Source organism: Streptomyces sp. NPDC053755, assembly GCF_040677675.1.
Lineage (GTDB): Bacteria > Actinomycetota > Actinomycetes > Streptomycetales > Streptomycetaceae > Streptomyces.
Genome location: NZ_JBFASK010000001.1, coordinates 539007 through 555518, shown reverse-complemented (window position 1 = coordinate 555518; position 16512 = coordinate 539007). Strand labels below are relative to the sequence as shown.

Here is a 16512-nt window from a genome sequence, read left to right as displayed (position 1 = left end):
GGACGAGGCAGAGGAGCCGGAGGCGGAGGCGGTCGCCGTGCGGGACGAGGCAGAGGAGCCGGAGGCGGAGGCGGTCGCCGTGCGGGACGAGGCAGAGGAGGGGGAAGGGGCGACGGTGTCGTCCGTGCGGCGGTCCGGGAAGACCCAGAGCCGGAAGAGCAGGAAGCGCAGGACGGTCGCGGCCAGATTGGCCGTGATCAGGACCGCCAGCTCCGTGGAGTGGGCGGGGTCCCCGGTCGCCGCCGCGAGCGCGGCGAGCGAACCGCTGGTCAGCGCCAGTCCGATGCCGAAGACGACGAGCCCCTGCGCCTGGTGCCGGACGGCCCGGTCCCTGCCCCGGACCCCGAAGGTGAGGCGCCGGTTGGCGGCGGTGTTGGCGACCGCCGAGACCAGGAGGGCCCCGGCGTTGGCGAGTTGGGCGCTCAGGCCGACCCGGAACACCGAGTACAGCGCCAGGTAGAAGAGGGTGGACAGCGCGCCCACGACGCAGAACCCGACGAGCCGGCGGGCCAGGCCTCCCGGCACGCCCGCGAGTCGCCGGTCGCGCGGGTCGTCCCCGAAGGGGCGGGCGAGCCGGTCGAGCGGCAGCGAGCCGGTGGCCAGCGCACGGCCCACGCGCCAGACGCCCTTCAGGTCGTCGGTCGCGGTCCGCACGATGTGGACGGTGGAGTCGGGGTCGTCGACCCAGTCGACGGGCACCTCGTGGATGCGCAGCCCCGCCCGCTCGGCGAGGACCAGCATCTCGGTGTCGAAGAACCAGCCGGTGTCCTCGACCATCGGCAGCAGGCGCTGCGCCACCTCGCCCCGTATCGCCTTGAAGCCGCACTGCGCGTCGGAGAACCGGGCGGCCAGCGAGCCGCGCAGGATGAGGTTGTAGGCCCGCGAGACGAACTCCCGCTTCGGCCCGCGCACGACCCGGGAGGAGCGGGCGAGACGGGAGCCGATCGCCAGGTCGGAGTGCCCGGAGATGAGGGGCGCGACGAGCGGCAGGAGCGCGTTGAGGTCCGTGGACAGGTCCACGTCCATGTAGGCGAGGACGGGCGCGTCCGAGTGCGACCAGACGGTCCGCAGCGCCCGGCCGCGGCCCTTCTGTTCCAGACGTACGGAACGCACCTCGGGCAGCGCGGCGGCCAGGGCGCCCGCGACGGCCGGGGTGCGGTCGGTGGAGGCGTTGTCGGCGACGGTGATGCGGAAGCCGTAGGGGAAGGTGCGGGAGAGGTGGTCGTGGAGCCGCAGCACGCACGGTTCCAGGTCCTTCTCCTCGTTGTAGACGGGAATCACCACGTCGAGGACGGGCCGCCCGGCCGCACCGGCGGGGAGGTGCATCCTGGCGGGGAGGTGCTCCCTGGCGGGGAGGGTGGGGAGGGTGCCGGACGTGGGCCCCGTGGTCGATCGGGTTCGCATGGGACAGACCCTCGCGAGGGCCGCTGTCACGGCTGTGTGATGAGCCTGTGCCCTGCCTGTGAGTCGTTCCCGGGGGCTCGCCAGGCGTCGTCGTCGCGGGGCAGCCGGACGGTGAAGACGGTCCGGCCGGGGACGCTGTCGACGCTCACCTCACCGCCGTGCGCGAGCGCGACGGCCCGGACGATCGCCAGCCCGAGTCCCGTGCTGCCCGCCTGGCGCGAGCGGGAGGCGTCACCGCGGGCGAAGCGCTCGAAGACGTGCGGCAGGAGCGCGGCGGGGATTCCCGGGCCGTCGTCCTCCACCTCGACCAGGGCCTGGCCGGGCAGACCGCGTACGCGCGCGGTGACGGTGGTGCCGGGCGGAGTGTGGGTACGTGCGTTGGCGAGGAGGTTGACGAGGACCTGGTGCAGCCGGGCACCGTCGGCGCGGACGACGACGGCGGCGTCCCGGGATGCCGCGAAGTCCTCGCCCGGCCCGTCCAGTACGAGCCGCCAGTGGTGGTCCGGGCCGGCCGCGCGGGCGTCGCTCAGGGCGTCCACGACCAGGGGTGTCAGTTCCGTGGTCTCGTACGACAGGGGGCGTCCCGTGTCCAGCCGGGCGAGCAGCAGCAGGTCCTCGACCAGGCCGGTCATCCGGGTCGCCTCGGACTCGATCCGGCCGAGGGCGTGACGGGTGTCGGGACCGCACTCCTCGCGGCCCCGCCGGGTCAGCTCGGCGTAGCCCCGGATCGACGCGAGGGGCGTCCGCAGCTCGTGGCCGGCGTCGGCGACGAACTGCCGCACCCGTGTCTCGCTCCGCTGCCGGGCGTGGAGCGCGGAGTGGACGTGGTCGAGCATGCGGTTGATGGCCGCACCGACCTGGCCGACCTCGGTCCGCGGGTCGGCCTCCGCCTCCGGTACCCGCTGCGGCAGGGCCACCTCACCGCTGTGGAGGGGAAGTTCGGAGACCTGGGTGGCGGTGGCGGCGACCCGGCGCAGCGGCCGCAGCGCGATCCCGACCATCGCGCCGCCCGCGAGGGAGGCGGCGACGAGTCCGGCGCCGGTGACGCTCACCTCGACGAGGATCAGAGTGGAGAGGGCGTCCTCGACGTCGCCGAGCGGGAGCCCCACGAGGAAGTCGCCGCGTTCCCCGGCGGCGTACCGCACCCGGTAGGCGTCGTCCAGGCCGGGCAGCTCGACCGTGTGCGGCTCGCCGTCGCGCGGGACGGCGGCGAGGGCGGCGCGCTGGGCGTCGTCCAGCGCGCGCACCTTGTACGCCGGGCCGTACGCACCCTGCTCCGGCGGCTCGGAGAGTTCGGCCGTCCCCAGCTCGCCGTCGACGACCGCCGCGCCGAGCGTGCCGAGCGGGGCGCCGGGGCCGACGACGAAGCCGAGCGGGTCGCGCGAGCCGTCGACGCCGGGCAGGCCCGGCAGGCTGGTCGGGGGCCCGGCGGCCCGGTTCGCGACGTTCCGCAGCTGGGCGTCGGCCTGGTCGTAGAGGTAGGAGCGGAAGGCGAACGTCGTCACCGTCCCGATCACGGCGGCGACGACGGCGATCAGGGCGACGGCCGAGACCACCAGGCGCGTCCTCAGCGACCACGGCCCGCGGGGTCCGGCCACCGGCGCTACTCCCCCGGCTTGATGAGGTAGCCGGCGCCGCGCCGGGTGTGGATCATCGGGGACCGTCCGGCGTCGATCTTCCGCCGCAGGTAGGAGATGTACAGCTCGACGACGTTCGCCTGCCCGCCGAAGTCGTACGACCACACCCGGTCGAGGATCTGCGCCTTGCTGAGCACCCGGCGAGGGTTGCGCATGAGATAGCGCAGCAGCTCGAACTCGGTGGCGGTGAGGTGGATGGACGCTCCGCCGCGGGTGACCTCGTGGCTGTCCTCGTCGAGGGTGAGGTCGCCGACCGCGAGGAGGGACTCGCTGCGCTCCAGCGCGGTCCCGGAACGCCGGATGAGCCCGCGCAGCCGCGCGACGACCTCCTCCAGGCTGAACGGCTTGGTGACGTAGTCGTCGCCGCCCGCCGTCAGCCCGGCGATCCGGTCCTCGACGGCGTCCTTGGCGGTGAGGAAGAGGACGGGGACGTCGGGCTGTTCGCGCCGCAGCCCGCCGAGGACGGTGAGGCCGTCCATGTCGGGCAGCATCACGTCCAGGACCACCGCGTCGGGCCGGAACTCCCGCGCGACGCGCAGGGCCCCGGCCCCGTCGCCGGCGCTGTGCACCTGCCAGCCCTCGTACCGCAGGGCCATGGAGAGGAGTTCGGCGAGTGACGCCTCGTCGTCCACGACGAGGACGCGGACGGCTGAGCCGTCGGGCCGGATCATGTCGGTGCGCCGTCGCGGCGTGGTCGCGGTCATGCTGCCACGCTGGCCGGAGGTGCTGAGAGCACCCTTGCCCTTCCCTGTGAATTGCCTGAGAACGGCTACCGGCCGCCGGACGTCGCGCGGGGGTCACTCACTCAGGGGTGACTCAGGGGCAGGCCGAAGAGTGTGGCCGCGTTGCCGTGGAGGACCCCGCGCATCCAGTCGTCGCCGAGCCCGAGCCGTTCGAGGGCGTGGAGCTGGTGGGCGTACGGGTAGGGGATGTTCGGGAAGTCGGACCCGAGGAGGATCCGGTCGCCGAGGGCGCGCAGGCGCGGCAGCTCCTCGGCGGGAAAGGGCGCCAGCCGCTCGCTGAAATCGGTGAAGGCCATGGTCGTGTCGAGGTGGACGCCCGCGTACCGCTCGGCGAGGTCGAGGAAGTCGGCGTACTCGGGCATCCCCATGTGCGCGACGATCAGCCGCAGGCGGGGGTGGCGGGCGAGCACCTTCCCGATGGGTCCGGGACCGGTGTACGCGCCGGGGGCGGGCCCGGAGCCGCAGTGGACGACGACCGGCACGCCCGCCTCGGCGAGCAGTCCCCAGCAGGGGTCGAGGAGCGGGTCGCCGGGATCGAAGCCGCCGACCTGGAGGTGCACCTTGAAGACCCGGGCTCCGGACGCCAGGGCCATGTCCACGTAGCCGGCGGCCTCCGCCTCCGGGTAGAAGGTGGCGGTGTGCAGACAGCCGGGGGTCCGGGCGGCGAAGTCGGCGGCCCAGCCGTTCAGCCACCCGGCCATGCCGGCCTTGTGCGGGTAGAGCATCGACGTGAAGGCGAGCACGCCGAAGCCGCGCAGCAGCTCGACACGGCGGTCCTCCTCCTCGCGGTAGGTGATGGGCCACTCCATGCCGGTCAGCGGGCCTACGGCGTCGAAGTAGGCCCAGACCTTGTCGAGGACGTTCTTCGGCATGAAGTGGGTGTGGACGTCGACCAGCCCGGGGAGGCCGAGCGCCTCGACGAAACGCCTCGGCACCTCGTCGTCCCGGGGCGGCGCGTCCACGGGAACGTCCGTCGGCTCGTCCGTGACGTGCGGTGGGAGGGGGCTCTGGGTCATGCGGATCACCCTGGTCCGGGAGGGCCGCGCCTGTCCAGAGGCGAGCGGTCCGACGGCGGTGACCGGCCGAGGGGCCCGGCCGAGGGCGGGCGTCCCTGGGGGGTGACCCGGTCGACGGCGGCCGGGCGTCCTTCGATGCCTCCAGCGGAAGGCGGTCGTCTCAGGGAGCGTTGCGGTCGACGGAAGCCGGCGTCCTCAGGCGCCTCCGGCCGACGGCAGCCGTCCCGGGAGCGACCCGGTCGACGGAGGCTGGCGTCCTCAGGCGCCTCCGGCCGACGGCGGCCGTCCCGGGAGCGACCCGGTCGAGGGAGGTCGGCCGTCCCCGACCGACGGTGGCCGTCCCCGGCGCACACCGTTCCTCCTCCCCTCCCGCTACCCCGTCAGAAGAGCCCGTCCTGGTCCGGCGGTACGGTCCGGCTGCCGGCCACCGGCACGGAGACGGGTGCGGCGGGGTCGGCCGAAGCGAGCCCCCAGCCGCCCAGGAGGCGGGTGTCGAGGACGAGGCAGCGCTCCGCCGCGTCGAGCAGGTGCAGATCGGGGCCGGCGGCGGCGAGCAGGCGGCCCGCGACGACGCCGCCTTCGGCGAGGGCGGTCACGGTCCCGGAGGGCGGCGGCAGCCCGTCGAGCCGGAACGCCTCCGCGTGGTCGCGCACCTCCAGGTCCGCCGGTTCCAGCGTCTCGGCCCAGCCGGGCACCGCCATGACCTGCCGGTACAGCTCCTCCACCTGCCGGGCCCGCTCGGGAGCGGGCGGCAGGTCGTGCCGTACGTCTCGCTTGCGCGCGTACGGGATCCGGTCCGGCACCTTGAGGGCGTGCCGGAGGACTTCCTCGGTCCGCCGGGCGGCCATGAGAGGGCCGCGTCCGAGCCAGCCGTACGCGACGGCCCCTTGCTCCAGGAGCCGGGCGTCGCCGCGGGCTTCGGCGGTGATCCCGACCTTGGTCATGCCGGGCCCGAACCAGGCGAGGTACACGCGGTAGGGCTGGGGGTCGTCGACGACGGTGTCCGCCGCGACGGAACGCAGCCGGTCGAGACGGGCGCACTCGGCGCAGAGGCCGCCGGTGCTCCGCGCGGGAACGGTCGCGGCGAGGGGGCAGGGGTTGCCCCGGGGGCCGGGGCATCGTCGGCCGTCGACGGCCCGGAAGGCGATCCGCTGCCCGTACGCGAGCGGGGAGACGCGCCCGCCCGCCCACCGGAGGCCGGGCGCTCCTCCGATCCACCGCAACCCGGCACACCGCCACACCACGCGCGTGCTCTCCGCCCTGCCGTCGTCCGGATCCACGATCGATCCCCGGCCACCAGTCTGCGCCACGCCGGGCCGCTGCCGGGGCTCGCCGACCGCTGCCGGGGCTTGCGCCGACCGAATCCGAGGCCTTGGCCGGCGGTTCGTCACCCGGGCGAGCGGCCGGTCCTCACTCGGGCAGGACGAAGATCAGGGCGCCGTCGGCCGACGCCCCGGCCTGCCGCACGCACCCCCGCTCGACGAGCAGCTCCACACCGGCCCGTACCCGCTCGACGGCGAGGCCGGTGCGCCGGGCGATGTCCTCCAGCCGGTACCGCGCGCCGCCGCGCACGAGGGCGGGGGCGAGATAGGAGGCGACGGCGTGCACGTCGCCGGTGACGGGGAGGCGGTCGGTGTGCCAGGCGTCGAGGAGTTCCTCGGGGGTCATCGGGGGGCGGGTGCGCTGGGCGGGGAAGGGGCGGCGTTCGAGGGACTCGGTGAGACGGGAGAGGGCCCGGGCCGTCGCGCGCTGGACGCGCCGGGCCTCGCGCAGCAGTTCGTCGCGCTCCGTTTCGTGCTTCGGGGGACGCCCGGCGCCGTCCTCCGCCTCCTGCTCCGCGTCCTGCTCCGCCTCCTGCTCCGCGTCGTGCGCGGCGAACTCCGCTCCGAGCCGCAGGTTCCGCTCCTCCAGCCGGACGATGATGTCGACCATCTCCTGCGGCATGACGTACCCGGGGTGGGCGGGAGAGGGGTCGAGCGCGTAGCAGCCGTCCCGCTGCAGGGCGGCGACGAGGTCGCCGACCCATGCCTTGAAGGGGGCGACGGAGGGCTCGGCGCAGCCGTTGACCAGCTGGACGAGCCCCTGGAGGTTCACCATGCGCGCGGATCGCCCGAGCCCCTGGGCGGCCGCGCTCTCTCGCGCGGCGTCGGTGCGCCCCTCGGGCCCGGCCGGCACGGCGGACGTGGCCGACGCGGCGGTTCGTACGAGATCGGCGAGCGAAGCGGTGTGCTGTGGGGGGACGGTGGAGCTCAGGGCCCCGCGGGTGTCGGCGTATCCCAGTGCTCCGGCCACGTCCGCCGCCGGGAACCAGTGCGTCCCGTCGGGCATCGTCAGCCGCCGGATACGCGCCCCCGTGGCCGCGTACACGAAGTCGTCGACGTCGATCGCGTCCCGCTGTCCGAGCTGCTCGTCCATCGAGCCTCACCTCCACGACCGAAGCTAGGCCGATGGCATATTCAACTGACATGCAAATGGGCGGACGTTCACCCGAAAGAGGAAGGCCCCCTGGGAACCAGGGGGCCTCGCGCCTCGTGTGCGGGGCGCGGGCTACCGCGCCACGAACTGGGTGAGGATGGCCTGCACCTCGTAGATGTCGACGCCCTTGGTGAAGGTCTTCTGAATGGGCATGGAGTTGCCCGAGATCCAGATCTTCAGCTCGGCGTCGAGGTCGAAGGTGCCGGCGGTCTCGACGGCGAAGTGCGTGATGCTCCGGTACGGGATCGAGTGGTACTCCACCTTCTTGCCCGTGATGCCCTGCTTGTCGACGAGCACGAGCCGCCGGTCGGTGAAGAAGATGGTGTCGCGGATCAGCAGGTACGCGGCGTGGATCTGCTCGCCCTGTCCGAGCAGCCGGGCGTAATCCTGCTGGGCCTGTGCCGGATCGATCGCGTGCGCGTTCCCGAACAGCGCCATGTGGGACCCCCCAAGAAGAACGACAAAAGGATCTTCGGACCTTATCTCGCCCGCGTGGAGGGACGGCAGGCGCGTGCGGGCGCACGGCGGTGGCACGCGGTTCGAGAGAACCTCACGCGGGCTGTCGCACTCCGGCGGGACTTTCGAAACACGCCCTAGGCCACCACTCGAACAACCGCCGAGGTCAGGGCAATACCGGCCGTCGCACCCAGCGACATCGCGGCGAGAGCCGCCCTCCGGCCGACACCCTGCTCGAACGGAACATTCGGCAGGACCTTGAACAGCACAGGCCCCACCACCGCGGCGAGACCGAAGCCGACACCAAGGCGCCAGTAGATACCGGCCGAACACGCGGCCTGGAAGCGGCCTCCGCAGCCACTCGGTTCCACGGTGAAGCCCGTCACGACGAGGAACAACGCGCTGGCATACACGGCGCCGAACAGCGTCGTTACGCCGAAGTCGACACGCCGCAGTCTCGTCGAGCTGTTGTCACCACGTGCCACGACGCCCCCCCAGCGCGCTGAACCGAGGGAGCGGAGTCTACTGCGCCGCTGCTGCGGTCCGTCAGCGAAGCAAGCCCCCCGATCATGGACGCCCGGCTCCTCATGGAGACCGCTCGGGCACAGCACGATCACGATGACGCTCGACACCTGCGCCCACGTCCCGCAGACGACGCTCGGGGCGGCAGCCGATCGGATGGACGACGCCGACGAGAAAAGGGCGAAGCGTCCGGGAAGTCACCGGCCGCTTGATCGGCCTGCTCGTGGACGTTGATGTCACCCGCTGATGTCAGAGGCCCCCTGGACGATGTCCAGGGGGCCTCCGGCCTGCTGTGCACTCGGCAGGATTCGAACCTGCAACCTTCTGATCCGTAGTCAGATGCTCTATCCGTTAAGCTACGAGTGCTTGTGCTTCCCGGCTTTTTTCTTGCCGGTCGGCGTTGCGAGAACAACATTACATGACCTGCGCCGTAGCGCGAAATCCATTAGCTCCACCCCCTCTGACCTGCGGAAACATCATTCCGGGGGTGCGCCATGCCCGCCGGACGGGTGAACGGGCCGGGGGCGGACGGGCCGGGGAACGGCCGAAGCCCCGGCCGTGTGGGCCGGGGCTTCGGGTGGTGCGGAGGCGGAGGGATTTGAACCCTCGATGGGCTTTAAGACCCAAACCGCATTAGCAGTGCGGCGCCATAGACCGGACTAGGCGACGCCTCCATGCACTTCCGCGCGAGCGCGGATCGTGCGTGCAGATGATGACACAGGCGGGCCGGGTGTCACCAATCGCTTCTCACCGTACTAGCCCTCCGGGGCGGAGGGCAAAGCCCGTCGGCGCATTCGTCGCGCCCTGCGCTTGCGCAACGAACGGGCGTACGGAGCGTTAGAGGAGACGGGGCCCCAACCCGTAGCCCTCAGCCCGCCATCCTGGAGTTCGTATGCTGCGCCGCCTCGTCTTCGCGACCGTCGCCACCGCTGTCGCGACCCTCGCCGGCACCACCCCCGCCACCGCCACCACCGCCCTGCTCGACGGGCCCCTTCCGCCCCTGCCGCTGCTCTCGGCACCCGACGCGCTCACCGTCACCATCGCCAAGAGCGGTCACCGCGAGGCCGACGGCACCTTCCGGCTGGAGTGCGGGGCCAAGGCCGGCGGGGACCACCCCGCCGCCCACAACGCCTGCCGACGGCTCGGGCAGCTCGCCGACAAGGGACAGGACCCGTTCGAGCCGGTCGGGAAGGACCGGTTCTGCACGCAGCAGTACGGCGGACCCGCCGTCGCCCACGTCGAGGGGACCTGGCAGGGCCGTCGCGTCGACGCCCGGTTCTCGCGTGCCGACGGATGCGAGATCGACCGCTGGGAGAACCTGGAGCCCGTCCTGCCCCGCGTGAGGTGACGGCGGGCGGCGACGACGGCCCGGTGACGCCGCGCGAGGGCGGCGGGGCGGGGACAGCGCCCGGTACGGACGTTCGGCGCGGACGTGCGCCGGCGCGCCCCGCGGCGATCGCGCGCCGCGGTGACGTGCGGCGATCGCGTGAGGATGGCGTTCGGATCCTGCCGGAGGCATGAGACCACGCCCCCCGCCCACCGGGCCTGCCTTTAGACTCCTTCAGTGACAGGCCGCGGCCCGAGGGGCAAGATGGGCCCGGCCGGCCGCCAGGCAAGGTGCAGTGGGTCAGGGAGGAAGCGTCGTCGTGAGCAGCAGGCCATCCCGAGGCGCTGCTCGCCTCGCAGCCATACTTGACGCCCTCCCCGACGGCCTCGTGCTCGTCAACTGCAACGGCACGGTCGTCAACGCCAACACCATCGCCCTCGGCATGTTCGAGACCCCCGGCACCGCGCTCGTCGGGCGCGGGCTGCTCGATCTGCTGCCCGGTTTCGACTCCCGGCTGATCCCCGGCTCCATGCGGCTGCCCGAGGGCACCGACGAGCAGGGCCGCACCAAGCCGACCCGGATGATCGCCCGCCGTACCGACGGCAGCGAGTTCGCCGTCGAGGTGACCAGCGCCAGTCTGGAGGACGGGCGCGAGGCCTACGACTCCTACAGCGGCTACACCGGCGACGAGCTGCTCATGCTCGTCGTGCGGGACCTCACCGGCACCCTCGACACCGAGGCCGAACTGGCCCGCTCGCAGCGCCAGACCGAGATGATCCTGCGCGCCGCGGCGGAGGGCGTCGTCGGCACGGACACCGACGGCCGGGTCGTCCTGGTCAATCCCGCCGCCGCGCAGATCCTCGGCTTCCGCGCCAGCGACCTCGGCGGCAAGGAGCTGCACCCGCTGATCCTGCACTCGCGTCCGGACGGCGAGCCGTTCCCGTACGAGGAGTCGCCGCTCGCCGACACGCTCAAGTCGGGCCGCAAGCACCGGGTCCGCAACCAGGTGCTGTGGGCGAAGAACGGCTCGCGGGTGCCGGTCGACCTGACGACCGCCCCGGTCCGGGACGGCGACCAGCTCGTCGGCGCCGTGATGACCTTCACCGACCGCCGGCCGTACGAACAGCTCGTCGAGAAGAGCACCGCCGAAGTCACCGGTCTCACCGAACGCCACGCCGCCGAACTGGAGCGGCTGAAGGAGCGGCACGAGGCCGAGCTGGCGCAGGAGAAGGAGCGGTACGAGGCGGAGCTGGCGGGCCGGAAGGAGCGGTACGAGGCGCTGGCCGCCCGGCACGAGCAGCTGACGGCCGTCCTCGGCGAGTCGCTGCGCGGCCCCTTGGAGGAGCTGCGCACGGAGCTCTCCACGCTGGCCGCCGACGACGCCGGGCAGCTGTGGCCCGAGGCCAACCAGTTGCTGCACCACCTGGCCGCCGGGTACGCGCGGATGACCACCCTCGTCGACAACGTCCTGGGCTACCAGCGGCTGGACGCCGGGGCGGAGGCGCTCGACAAGGGCGTCGTGCTGCTCGACTCGGCCGTGAGCGCCGGTGTCGACGGGGCCGTGGAGCTGATCGGGCCGGGGCGGGCCCAGTTCGCCGTGCACGCGCCGCCGATCGAGGCGGAGGTGGACGCGGGACGCCTCGCGACCGCGCTCGCCCATCTCGTCGCGGACGTGGCCGGGGTCGACTCGACCGGCAAGGCCCGGGTCGTCCCGGGAGCCGGGTACGCCGACTCGACGATCGTGGTGGCGGCCGCGCAGCGCGGCGATGTCGTACGGATCGAGGTCCGTGGGCCGTACGCCGGCGGCGACCCGGTCCACCAGCCCATCGTGCGCGGCATCGTGGCGGCGCACGGCGGTGTGGTGCAGACGCACGAGGTGCCGGGGACGGGCGGCAGCGCGTACGTCCTGGAGGTGCCGATCGGCGCCGGCCGGGGGACGGTCGCCTCCTCGCCTGCCGGGCCGGCGCGGCCGGAGCTCCAGGCGGCCCCTGGAGTGCGGGCGGGTCGGGAAGCGCAGGCGGACCAGGGGTCCGGCGCGGTCCAGGCGGGCCAGGGAACGGACGCGGGCCAGGGGTCCGGCGCGGTCCACACGGACCAGGGGCCCGGCGCGGTCCAGCCGGGCCAGGGGTCCGGCGCGGGCCAGACGGCCGGCGCCGAGCAAGGGCCCGCGGCGGGGCAGCTCGCGCTGCCCGCGCAGGCGTCCGAGACCCAGGGCGGCGGCCGGCGGCGAGCCCGACGCGCGTCCACCGACGCCTTCCTCGACAGTCCGGTGGCCCCCGGGGACGGCCCCGGGCCGACGGGGCGCCGCCGCGGGCGTACGGAGTCGGCGCAGGCGCCCGCCACGCCCCATGCCGGGACCCCGGCCGAGCTGATCCCGTCCCAGAACTCGGGTACGGCCCCCGACGCCGTCCCGAACTCCGCCGTGGTCGCGGCCGACCCGGCCGGGCCCACCGGGCGCCGCCGTGGCAGGCCCGCCGAGGGTTCCGTGGTGACCGCGGCCGAGAGCGCGCAGGGACGTGCCGCGCTCGGGGAGACCGTGCCTCCGCAAGGCGTCCCGGTCGAGGCTTCCGCGCCCGCCCTGGCCCGTGCCCTGCCCGCCGTCGCGAGCCCCGAGGAGGGCGGCGCTGCGGCGCAGCCCACCGGGCGACGGCGGCGCGCGCTCGCGGCCGCGCAGGAGCGGGCCGCGGCGGCCGAGGCCGGACCGCGTACGCCGTTCGCGCTGCCGCCGGCGGACGCCGACCCGGACACGGACACGCAGCCCGAGCCCGCGGCCCCGGCTCACCAGCACCAGCAGCCCGTTCCGGTCACGGGGGCCGCGCAGGGCCCGTCCGTGCCGTCGGCGCCGCTTCCCGTGAGCGACGAGGGGCGACACGAGGCCGTGCCGTCCCTGCCGGACACCGGTCTCACGCCTGAACACTCGCACCCTCAGCCGTACGCGCAGACGCAGCCGGTCGGCGAGCCGACCGGCCGTCGCCGGGCGGCCGACGTCCCGGACGCCTCGGCCGTCACCTCGAGCGCCCCGGGTGGCCCGGGCCTCGCCCAGGAGGCCGGGACCTCCACCGGCTCCGTACCTCTGCCGCCGGCCCAGCCGCTGCCCGCCGAGGCACCGGTCCCGCGCGAGCAGACGCCGGGCGAGCAGGTTCCCAAGGACCGGACGCAGGGCGGGCGGGCGTTCAGCGTCCGGACGCTCGGGCAGGGCGTGCCCTTCGCCCAGCAGATCGCGGCCCAACAGTCGGCCCAGCAGTCGGCCGCGCAGCAGAGCGCGCCGAGCCAGACCACCACCACCGGCACCGGAACCAGCCCGGGAACCACTCCCGGAGCGGGAACGTACGTGCCCCACGGGACGAACGGGTCCAACGGTTCGGGGCGGCGCCGCAAGCTCGCCACGCCGCCGGAGGGCGACCGGCCGTCCGCGGCCGCCGCGGCCGCCCCAGCAGCCGCGGATCCGGCGGCCAGGCCGCACCCCCAGCCCGCCGCCCCCGCGCACAAGCTCGCACCCCCCGCCCCCGAGGGGCGCGCGTACGCCATAGGAGCGCCCGCCGAGGGCTCCGCCGAGGGGCCCGAGCCGCTCGACGGCCCCGGGGGCGCGGTCGAGGTCGCGAACAGGCCGCTGCCGCAGCCCGTCGACGACGAGCTGCCCCCCGAGCCGCTGGACAACCCGCGCCGTCTGCTCGTCTGGCCCGCGCCGGACGTCGCCACGCAGCAGGCGCTGAGCGACCGCGGCTACCGCCCGGTGATCGTGCACTCGCGCGAGGAGGTGGACGCCCAGATCGCCGCCTTCCCGGCCGCGCTCTTCGTCGACCCGCTGACCGGCCCGATCACGCGCACCGCCCTGCAGTCTCTGCGCCGGGCCGCCGTCGCCGCCGAGGTGCCGGTCCTGCTCGCCGCCGGGCTCGGCCAGGCCACACGGGAGGCGGCTTACGGCGCCGACCCGGCCGTGCTCCTGAAGGCGCTGGCGCCCCGCGACAGCGAACAGCATCCCTCGCGCGTCCTGCTCATCGAGGAGCACGAGGAGATCGCAACGGCGCTCGCCGCGACCCTGGAGCGGCGCGGGATGCAGGTGGCGCGGGCCGCGACCGACACCGAGGCGGTCACGCTGGCCACGCAGACGCGGCCGAACCTCGTGGTGATGGACCTGATGCAGGTGCGCCGGCGGCGGGCCGGGATCATCGACTGGCTGCGGGCGAACGGACAGTTGAACCACACCCCGCTCGTCGTCTACACCTCCGCGGGTCTCGACGAGGCGGAGCTGCCGAGGCTGGCCTCCGGCGAGACGGTCCTCTTCCTGGCCGAACGGTCGACGAGCGACGAGGTGCAGGCCCGGATCGTGGACCTGCTGGCGAAGATCGGGACCAACTAGACCCGGTCCGGCCCGGCCGTACGGAACGCGACGAGGGGGAGGGGGCCGGACGCCCCCTCCCCCTCCTCTTCCCGCAGCCGCGGGAACAGCCGCGTCAGAGCTGCGTGACGTCCAGCTCGCCCTCCGCGTACTGCTTGCGGATCACCTTCTTGTCGAACTTGCCCACGCTCGTCTTGGGCACGGCCGGCACGATCGCCCAGCGCTCCGGCAGCTGCCACTTGGCGACCGATTCCGAGAGGAACGCCTTCAGCGCGGCGTAGTCGGCCGTCGCGCCCTCCTTGAGGACGACGGTGGCGAGCGGGCGCTCACCCCACTTCTCGTCCGGTACGGCGACGACGGCGGCCTCGGCGACCTCCGGGTGGGCCATGATCGCGTTCTCGAGTTCGACGCTGGAGATCCACTCACCGCCGGACTTGATGACGTCCTTGGCGCGGTCGGTGAGCGTGAGGTAGCCGTCGGGGCTGATGACGCCGACGTCTCCGGTCTTCAGCCAGCCGTCCTCGCTGAACTTGTCCGCGGGGCGGATCGCCTCACCGTCGATCCCGCCGAAGTACGCTCCGGCGATCCAGGTGCCCCGGACCTCCAGCTCGCCGGCCGACTCCCCGTCCCACGGCAGGTGTTCGCCGCCGGGGCCGACGAGACGGGCCTCGACGCCCGCGGGGAAGCGCCCCTGGGTGACGCGGTAGGGCCACGCCTCCTCCTCGCTGAGCCCGGCCGGCGGGTGCGCCATGGTGCCGAGCGGGGAGGTCTCGGTCATGCCCCAGGCGTGACAGAGGCGGACGCCGAGCTTGTCGTACGCCTCCATGAGGGAGGGCGGGCAGGCCGCGCCGCCGATGGTGACCTGGCGCATGGAGGACAGGTCGCGCGGGTTGGCGGTGACCTCGGCGAGGAGGCCCTGCCAGATGGTCGGGACGGCGGCGGCGTGGCTCGGCCTCTCGCGCTCGATCATCTCGGCGAGGGGGGCGGGCTGGAGGAAACGATCCGGCATGAGCATGTTGATGCCGGTCATGAAGGTGGCGTGCGGCAGGCCCCAGGCGTTGACGTGGAACTGCGGGACGACGACGAGGGTCGTGTCCTTCTCGGTCAGGCCCATCGACTCCGCCATGTTCACCTGCATCGAGTGCAGGTAGATGGAGCGGTGGGAGTAGACGACACCCTTGGGGTCGCCGGTGGTGCCGGAGGTGTAGCACATGGCCGCGGCGGAGCGCTCGTCGAGCTCGGGCCAGTCGAAGGTGGTGGGGCGGCCGGCGATCAGCTCGTCGTAGTCGTGCACCCGGGGCGTCACACCGTCGAGGACGGAACGGTCGCCGGGACCCGACACCACGATGTGCTCGATGGTCGGCAGGTGGGGGAGCAGCGGGGCGAGGAGGGGCAGCAGGGAGCCGTTCACGATCACCACGCGGTCGGCGGCGTGGTTGACGATCCAGACGAGCTGCTCGGGGGGAAGGCGCAGGTTGAGGGTGTGGAGGACCGCGCCCATGGACGGGATCGCGAAGTACGCCTCGACGTGTTCGGCGTTGTTCCACATCAGGGTGGCGACCCGCTGGTCGCCGGTGACTCCGAGCTCGTCGCGCAGGGCGTTGGCCAGCCGGGTCGCGCGCGCCCCCGTCTCCGCGAAGGTGCGGCGCTGCGGCTCGGGATCACCGGTCCAGGTGGTGATCAGGGACTTTCCGTGGATCGTCATCCCGTGCTTCAGGATGCGGGTCACGGTCAGCTGTACGTCCTGCATGGTGCTCAGCACGGCGTCCTCCCGGTGGGCGCTACGTGGCAGTAAGGGTGTGGAGATTCTGCGCACATACCACGCGGTATGTCACTACCCGGGAGTACGTGAATTGCCAGTGATGACTGGCAGGAGCGCCGGAGAGGGGCTGCCCCTACCGTACGGGGGACAGTTCCGGGTCCTCGCGGAGCTTGCCGAGAGCCCGCGACACCGCGCTCTTGACCGTGCCGATCGACACCCCGAGCACCTCGGCCGTCTGGGCCTCGCTCAGGTCCTCGTAGTACCGGAGGACGACCATCGCCCGCTGCCGGTCGGGAAGCCGCATCACCGCGCGCCACATGGCGTCGTGCAGGACCTGCCGCTCGGCCGGGTCCGGCTCGGGAAGTCCGGCCGGCTCGGGCAGCTCCTCGCAGGCGAACTCGTCGACCTTGCGCTTGCGCCACTGGGACGTACGCGTGTTCAGAAGCGCGCGGCGGACGTAACCGTCCAGGGCGCGGTGGTCCTCGATCCGCTCCCAGGCGACGAAGGTCTTGGCCAACGCGGTCTGCAGCAGGTCCTCGGCGTCCGACGGGTTCGCCGTCAGCGAGCGCGCGGTGCGCAGCAGCACGGGGCCACGGGCCCGTACGTACGAGGAGAAGGACGGGTAGCCGGTGGTCGCGGCGGCCCCCAGGGCGGCCGTGGAGGCGCCGGCGCAGACGGGGCCAGAAGGTGGCGGAGTCATGACTCCACGCTAGGAGCGGGGAGATGCCGGGGGATCGGCCCCAGGTCCCGACCCGCACTCCGCCTCAGGTTGTAGGGGTGGGGATGGCTGGACCTCCTGAAGGTGGAGCCGGTGCCCTGCCCGAGTAAGGG

Annotated in this window: 12 protein-coding genes and 2 tRNA genes; 2 read left to right on the top strand and 12 right to left on the bottom strand. The window is 73.6% G+C overall.

Going from position 1 to position 16512, the window contains the following annotated elements:
- The 10 genes from AB0K65_RS02470 to AB0K65_RS02425 form a co-directional block, all read right to left on the bottom strand.
- Positions 1–1404: bifunctional glycosyltransferase family 2/GtrA family protein (locus AB0K65_RS02470; protein ID WP_365713458.1), on the bottom strand; the 1404-nt coding region annotated here is incomplete at its 3' end.
- Between the two features lie 26 nt (positions 1405–1430).
- Complete coding sequence (locus AB0K65_RS02465; RefSeq protein ID WP_365713457.1) at positions 1431–3002, bottom strand: HAMP domain-containing sensor histidine kinase; 1572 nt, start codon at positions 3000–3002, stop codon at positions 1431–1433.
- A 5-nt stretch (positions 3003–3007) separates the two neighbouring features.
- Positions 3008–3745 carry a response regulator transcription factor gene (locus AB0K65_RS02460; protein ID WP_365713456.1) on the bottom strand — a complete coding sequence of 246 codons (738 nt, stop codon included), beginning with the start codon at positions 3743–3745 and terminating at the stop codon, positions 3008–3010.
- A gap of 101 nt (positions 3746–3846) precedes the next feature.
- Positions 3847–4800 carry an amidohydrolase family protein gene (locus tag AB0K65_RS02455; RefSeq protein WP_365713454.1) on the bottom strand — a complete coding sequence of 318 codons (954 nt, stop codon included), beginning with the start codon at positions 4798–4800 and terminating at the stop codon, positions 3847–3849.
- 380 nt (positions 4801–5180) lie between these two features.
- A complete protein-coding gene (locus AB0K65_RS02450; RefSeq protein WP_365713452.1) occupies positions 5181–6080 on the bottom strand; it encodes a DUF2797 domain-containing protein in 900 nt (299 codons plus the stop codon).
- Between the two features lie 130 nt (positions 6081–6210).
- On the bottom strand, positions 6211–7215 hold the full coding sequence (locus AB0K65_RS02445) for a Bro-N domain-containing protein (protein ID WP_365713450.1): 1005 nt from the start codon (positions 7213–7215) through the stop codon (positions 6211–6213).
- 132 nt (positions 7216–7347) lie between these two features.
- Positions 7348–7713: a PH domain-containing protein gene (locus AB0K65_RS02440; RefSeq protein WP_365713448.1), complete on the bottom strand. Its 366-nt coding sequence runs from the start codon at positions 7711–7713 to the stop codon at positions 7348–7350.
- Between the two features lie 155 nt (positions 7714–7868).
- Complete coding sequence (locus AB0K65_RS02435) at positions 7869–8216, bottom strand: hypothetical protein (protein WP_365713446.1); 348 nt, start codon at positions 8214–8216, stop codon at positions 7869–7871.
- A 330-nt stretch (positions 8217–8546) separates the two neighbouring features.
- Positions 8547–8619, bottom strand: a tRNA-Arg gene (locus tag AB0K65_RS02430).
- Between the two features lie 217 nt (positions 8620–8836).
- Positions 8837–8927: transfer RNA gene (locus tag AB0K65_RS02425), tRNA-Ser, on the bottom strand.
- A gap of 218 nt (positions 8928–9145) precedes the next feature.
- Here AB0K65_RS02425 and AB0K65_RS02420 point away from each other — a divergent pair.
- Together AB0K65_RS02420 and AB0K65_RS02415 are read left to right on the top strand one after the other, a co-directional pair.
- Positions 9146–9601, top strand: coding sequence for an SSI family serine proteinase inhibitor (locus tag AB0K65_RS02420; RefSeq protein ID WP_365713444.1), 456 nt, complete (start codon positions 9146–9148; stop codon positions 9599–9601).
- 298 nt (positions 9602–9899) lie between these two features.
- The gene (locus tag AB0K65_RS02415; protein ID WP_365713442.1) at positions 9900–13940 is read left to right on the top strand and encodes a PAS domain-containing protein; all 4041 of its coding nucleotides are present in this window, start codon (positions 9900–9902) and stop codon (positions 13938–13940) included.
- 94 nt (positions 13941–14034) lie between these two features.
- On the opposite strand, the gene AB0K65_RS02410 is transcribed toward AB0K65_RS02415, so the two are convergent.
- Both AB0K65_RS02410 and AB0K65_RS02405 read right to left on the bottom strand, forming a co-directional pair.
- Entirely contained in the window at positions 14035–15681 is a 1647-nt protein-coding gene (locus AB0K65_RS02410) for a long-chain fatty acid--CoA ligase (protein WP_365713440.1), read from the bottom strand.
- Positions 15682–15814: 133 nt separating this feature from the next.
- Positions 15815–16381 carry a SigE family RNA polymerase sigma factor gene (locus AB0K65_RS02405; RefSeq protein ID WP_365713438.1) on the bottom strand — a complete coding sequence of 189 codons (567 nt, stop codon included), beginning with the start codon at positions 16379–16381 and terminating at the stop codon, positions 15815–15817.
- Between the last annotated feature and the right edge of the window lie 131 nt (positions 16382–16512).

Coding starts and splice junctions, on each gene's coding strand:
- AB0K65_RS02460 (WP_365713456.1), bottom strand. CDS start 3,745: ATGACCGCGACCACGCCGCGACGGCGCACCGACATGATCCGGCCCGAC.
- AB0K65_RS02455 (WP_365713454.1), bottom strand. CDS start 4,800: ATGACCCAGAGCCCCCTCCCACCGCACGTCACGGACGAGCCGACGGAC.
- AB0K65_RS02445 (WP_365713450.1), bottom strand. CDS start 7,215: ATGGACGAGCAGCTCGGACAGCGGGACGCGATCGACGTCGACGACTTC.
- AB0K65_RS02440 (WP_365713448.1), bottom strand. CDS start 7,713: ATGGCGCTGTTCGGGAACGCGCACGCGATCGATCCGGCACAGGCCCAG.
- AB0K65_RS02420 (WP_365713444.1), top strand. CDS start 9,146: ATGCTGCGCCGCCTCGTCTTCGCGACCGTCGCCACCGCTGTCGCGACC.
- AB0K65_RS02405 (WP_365713438.1), bottom strand. CDS start 16,381: ATGACTCCGCCACCTTCTGGCCCCGTCTGCGCCGGCGCCTCCACGGCC.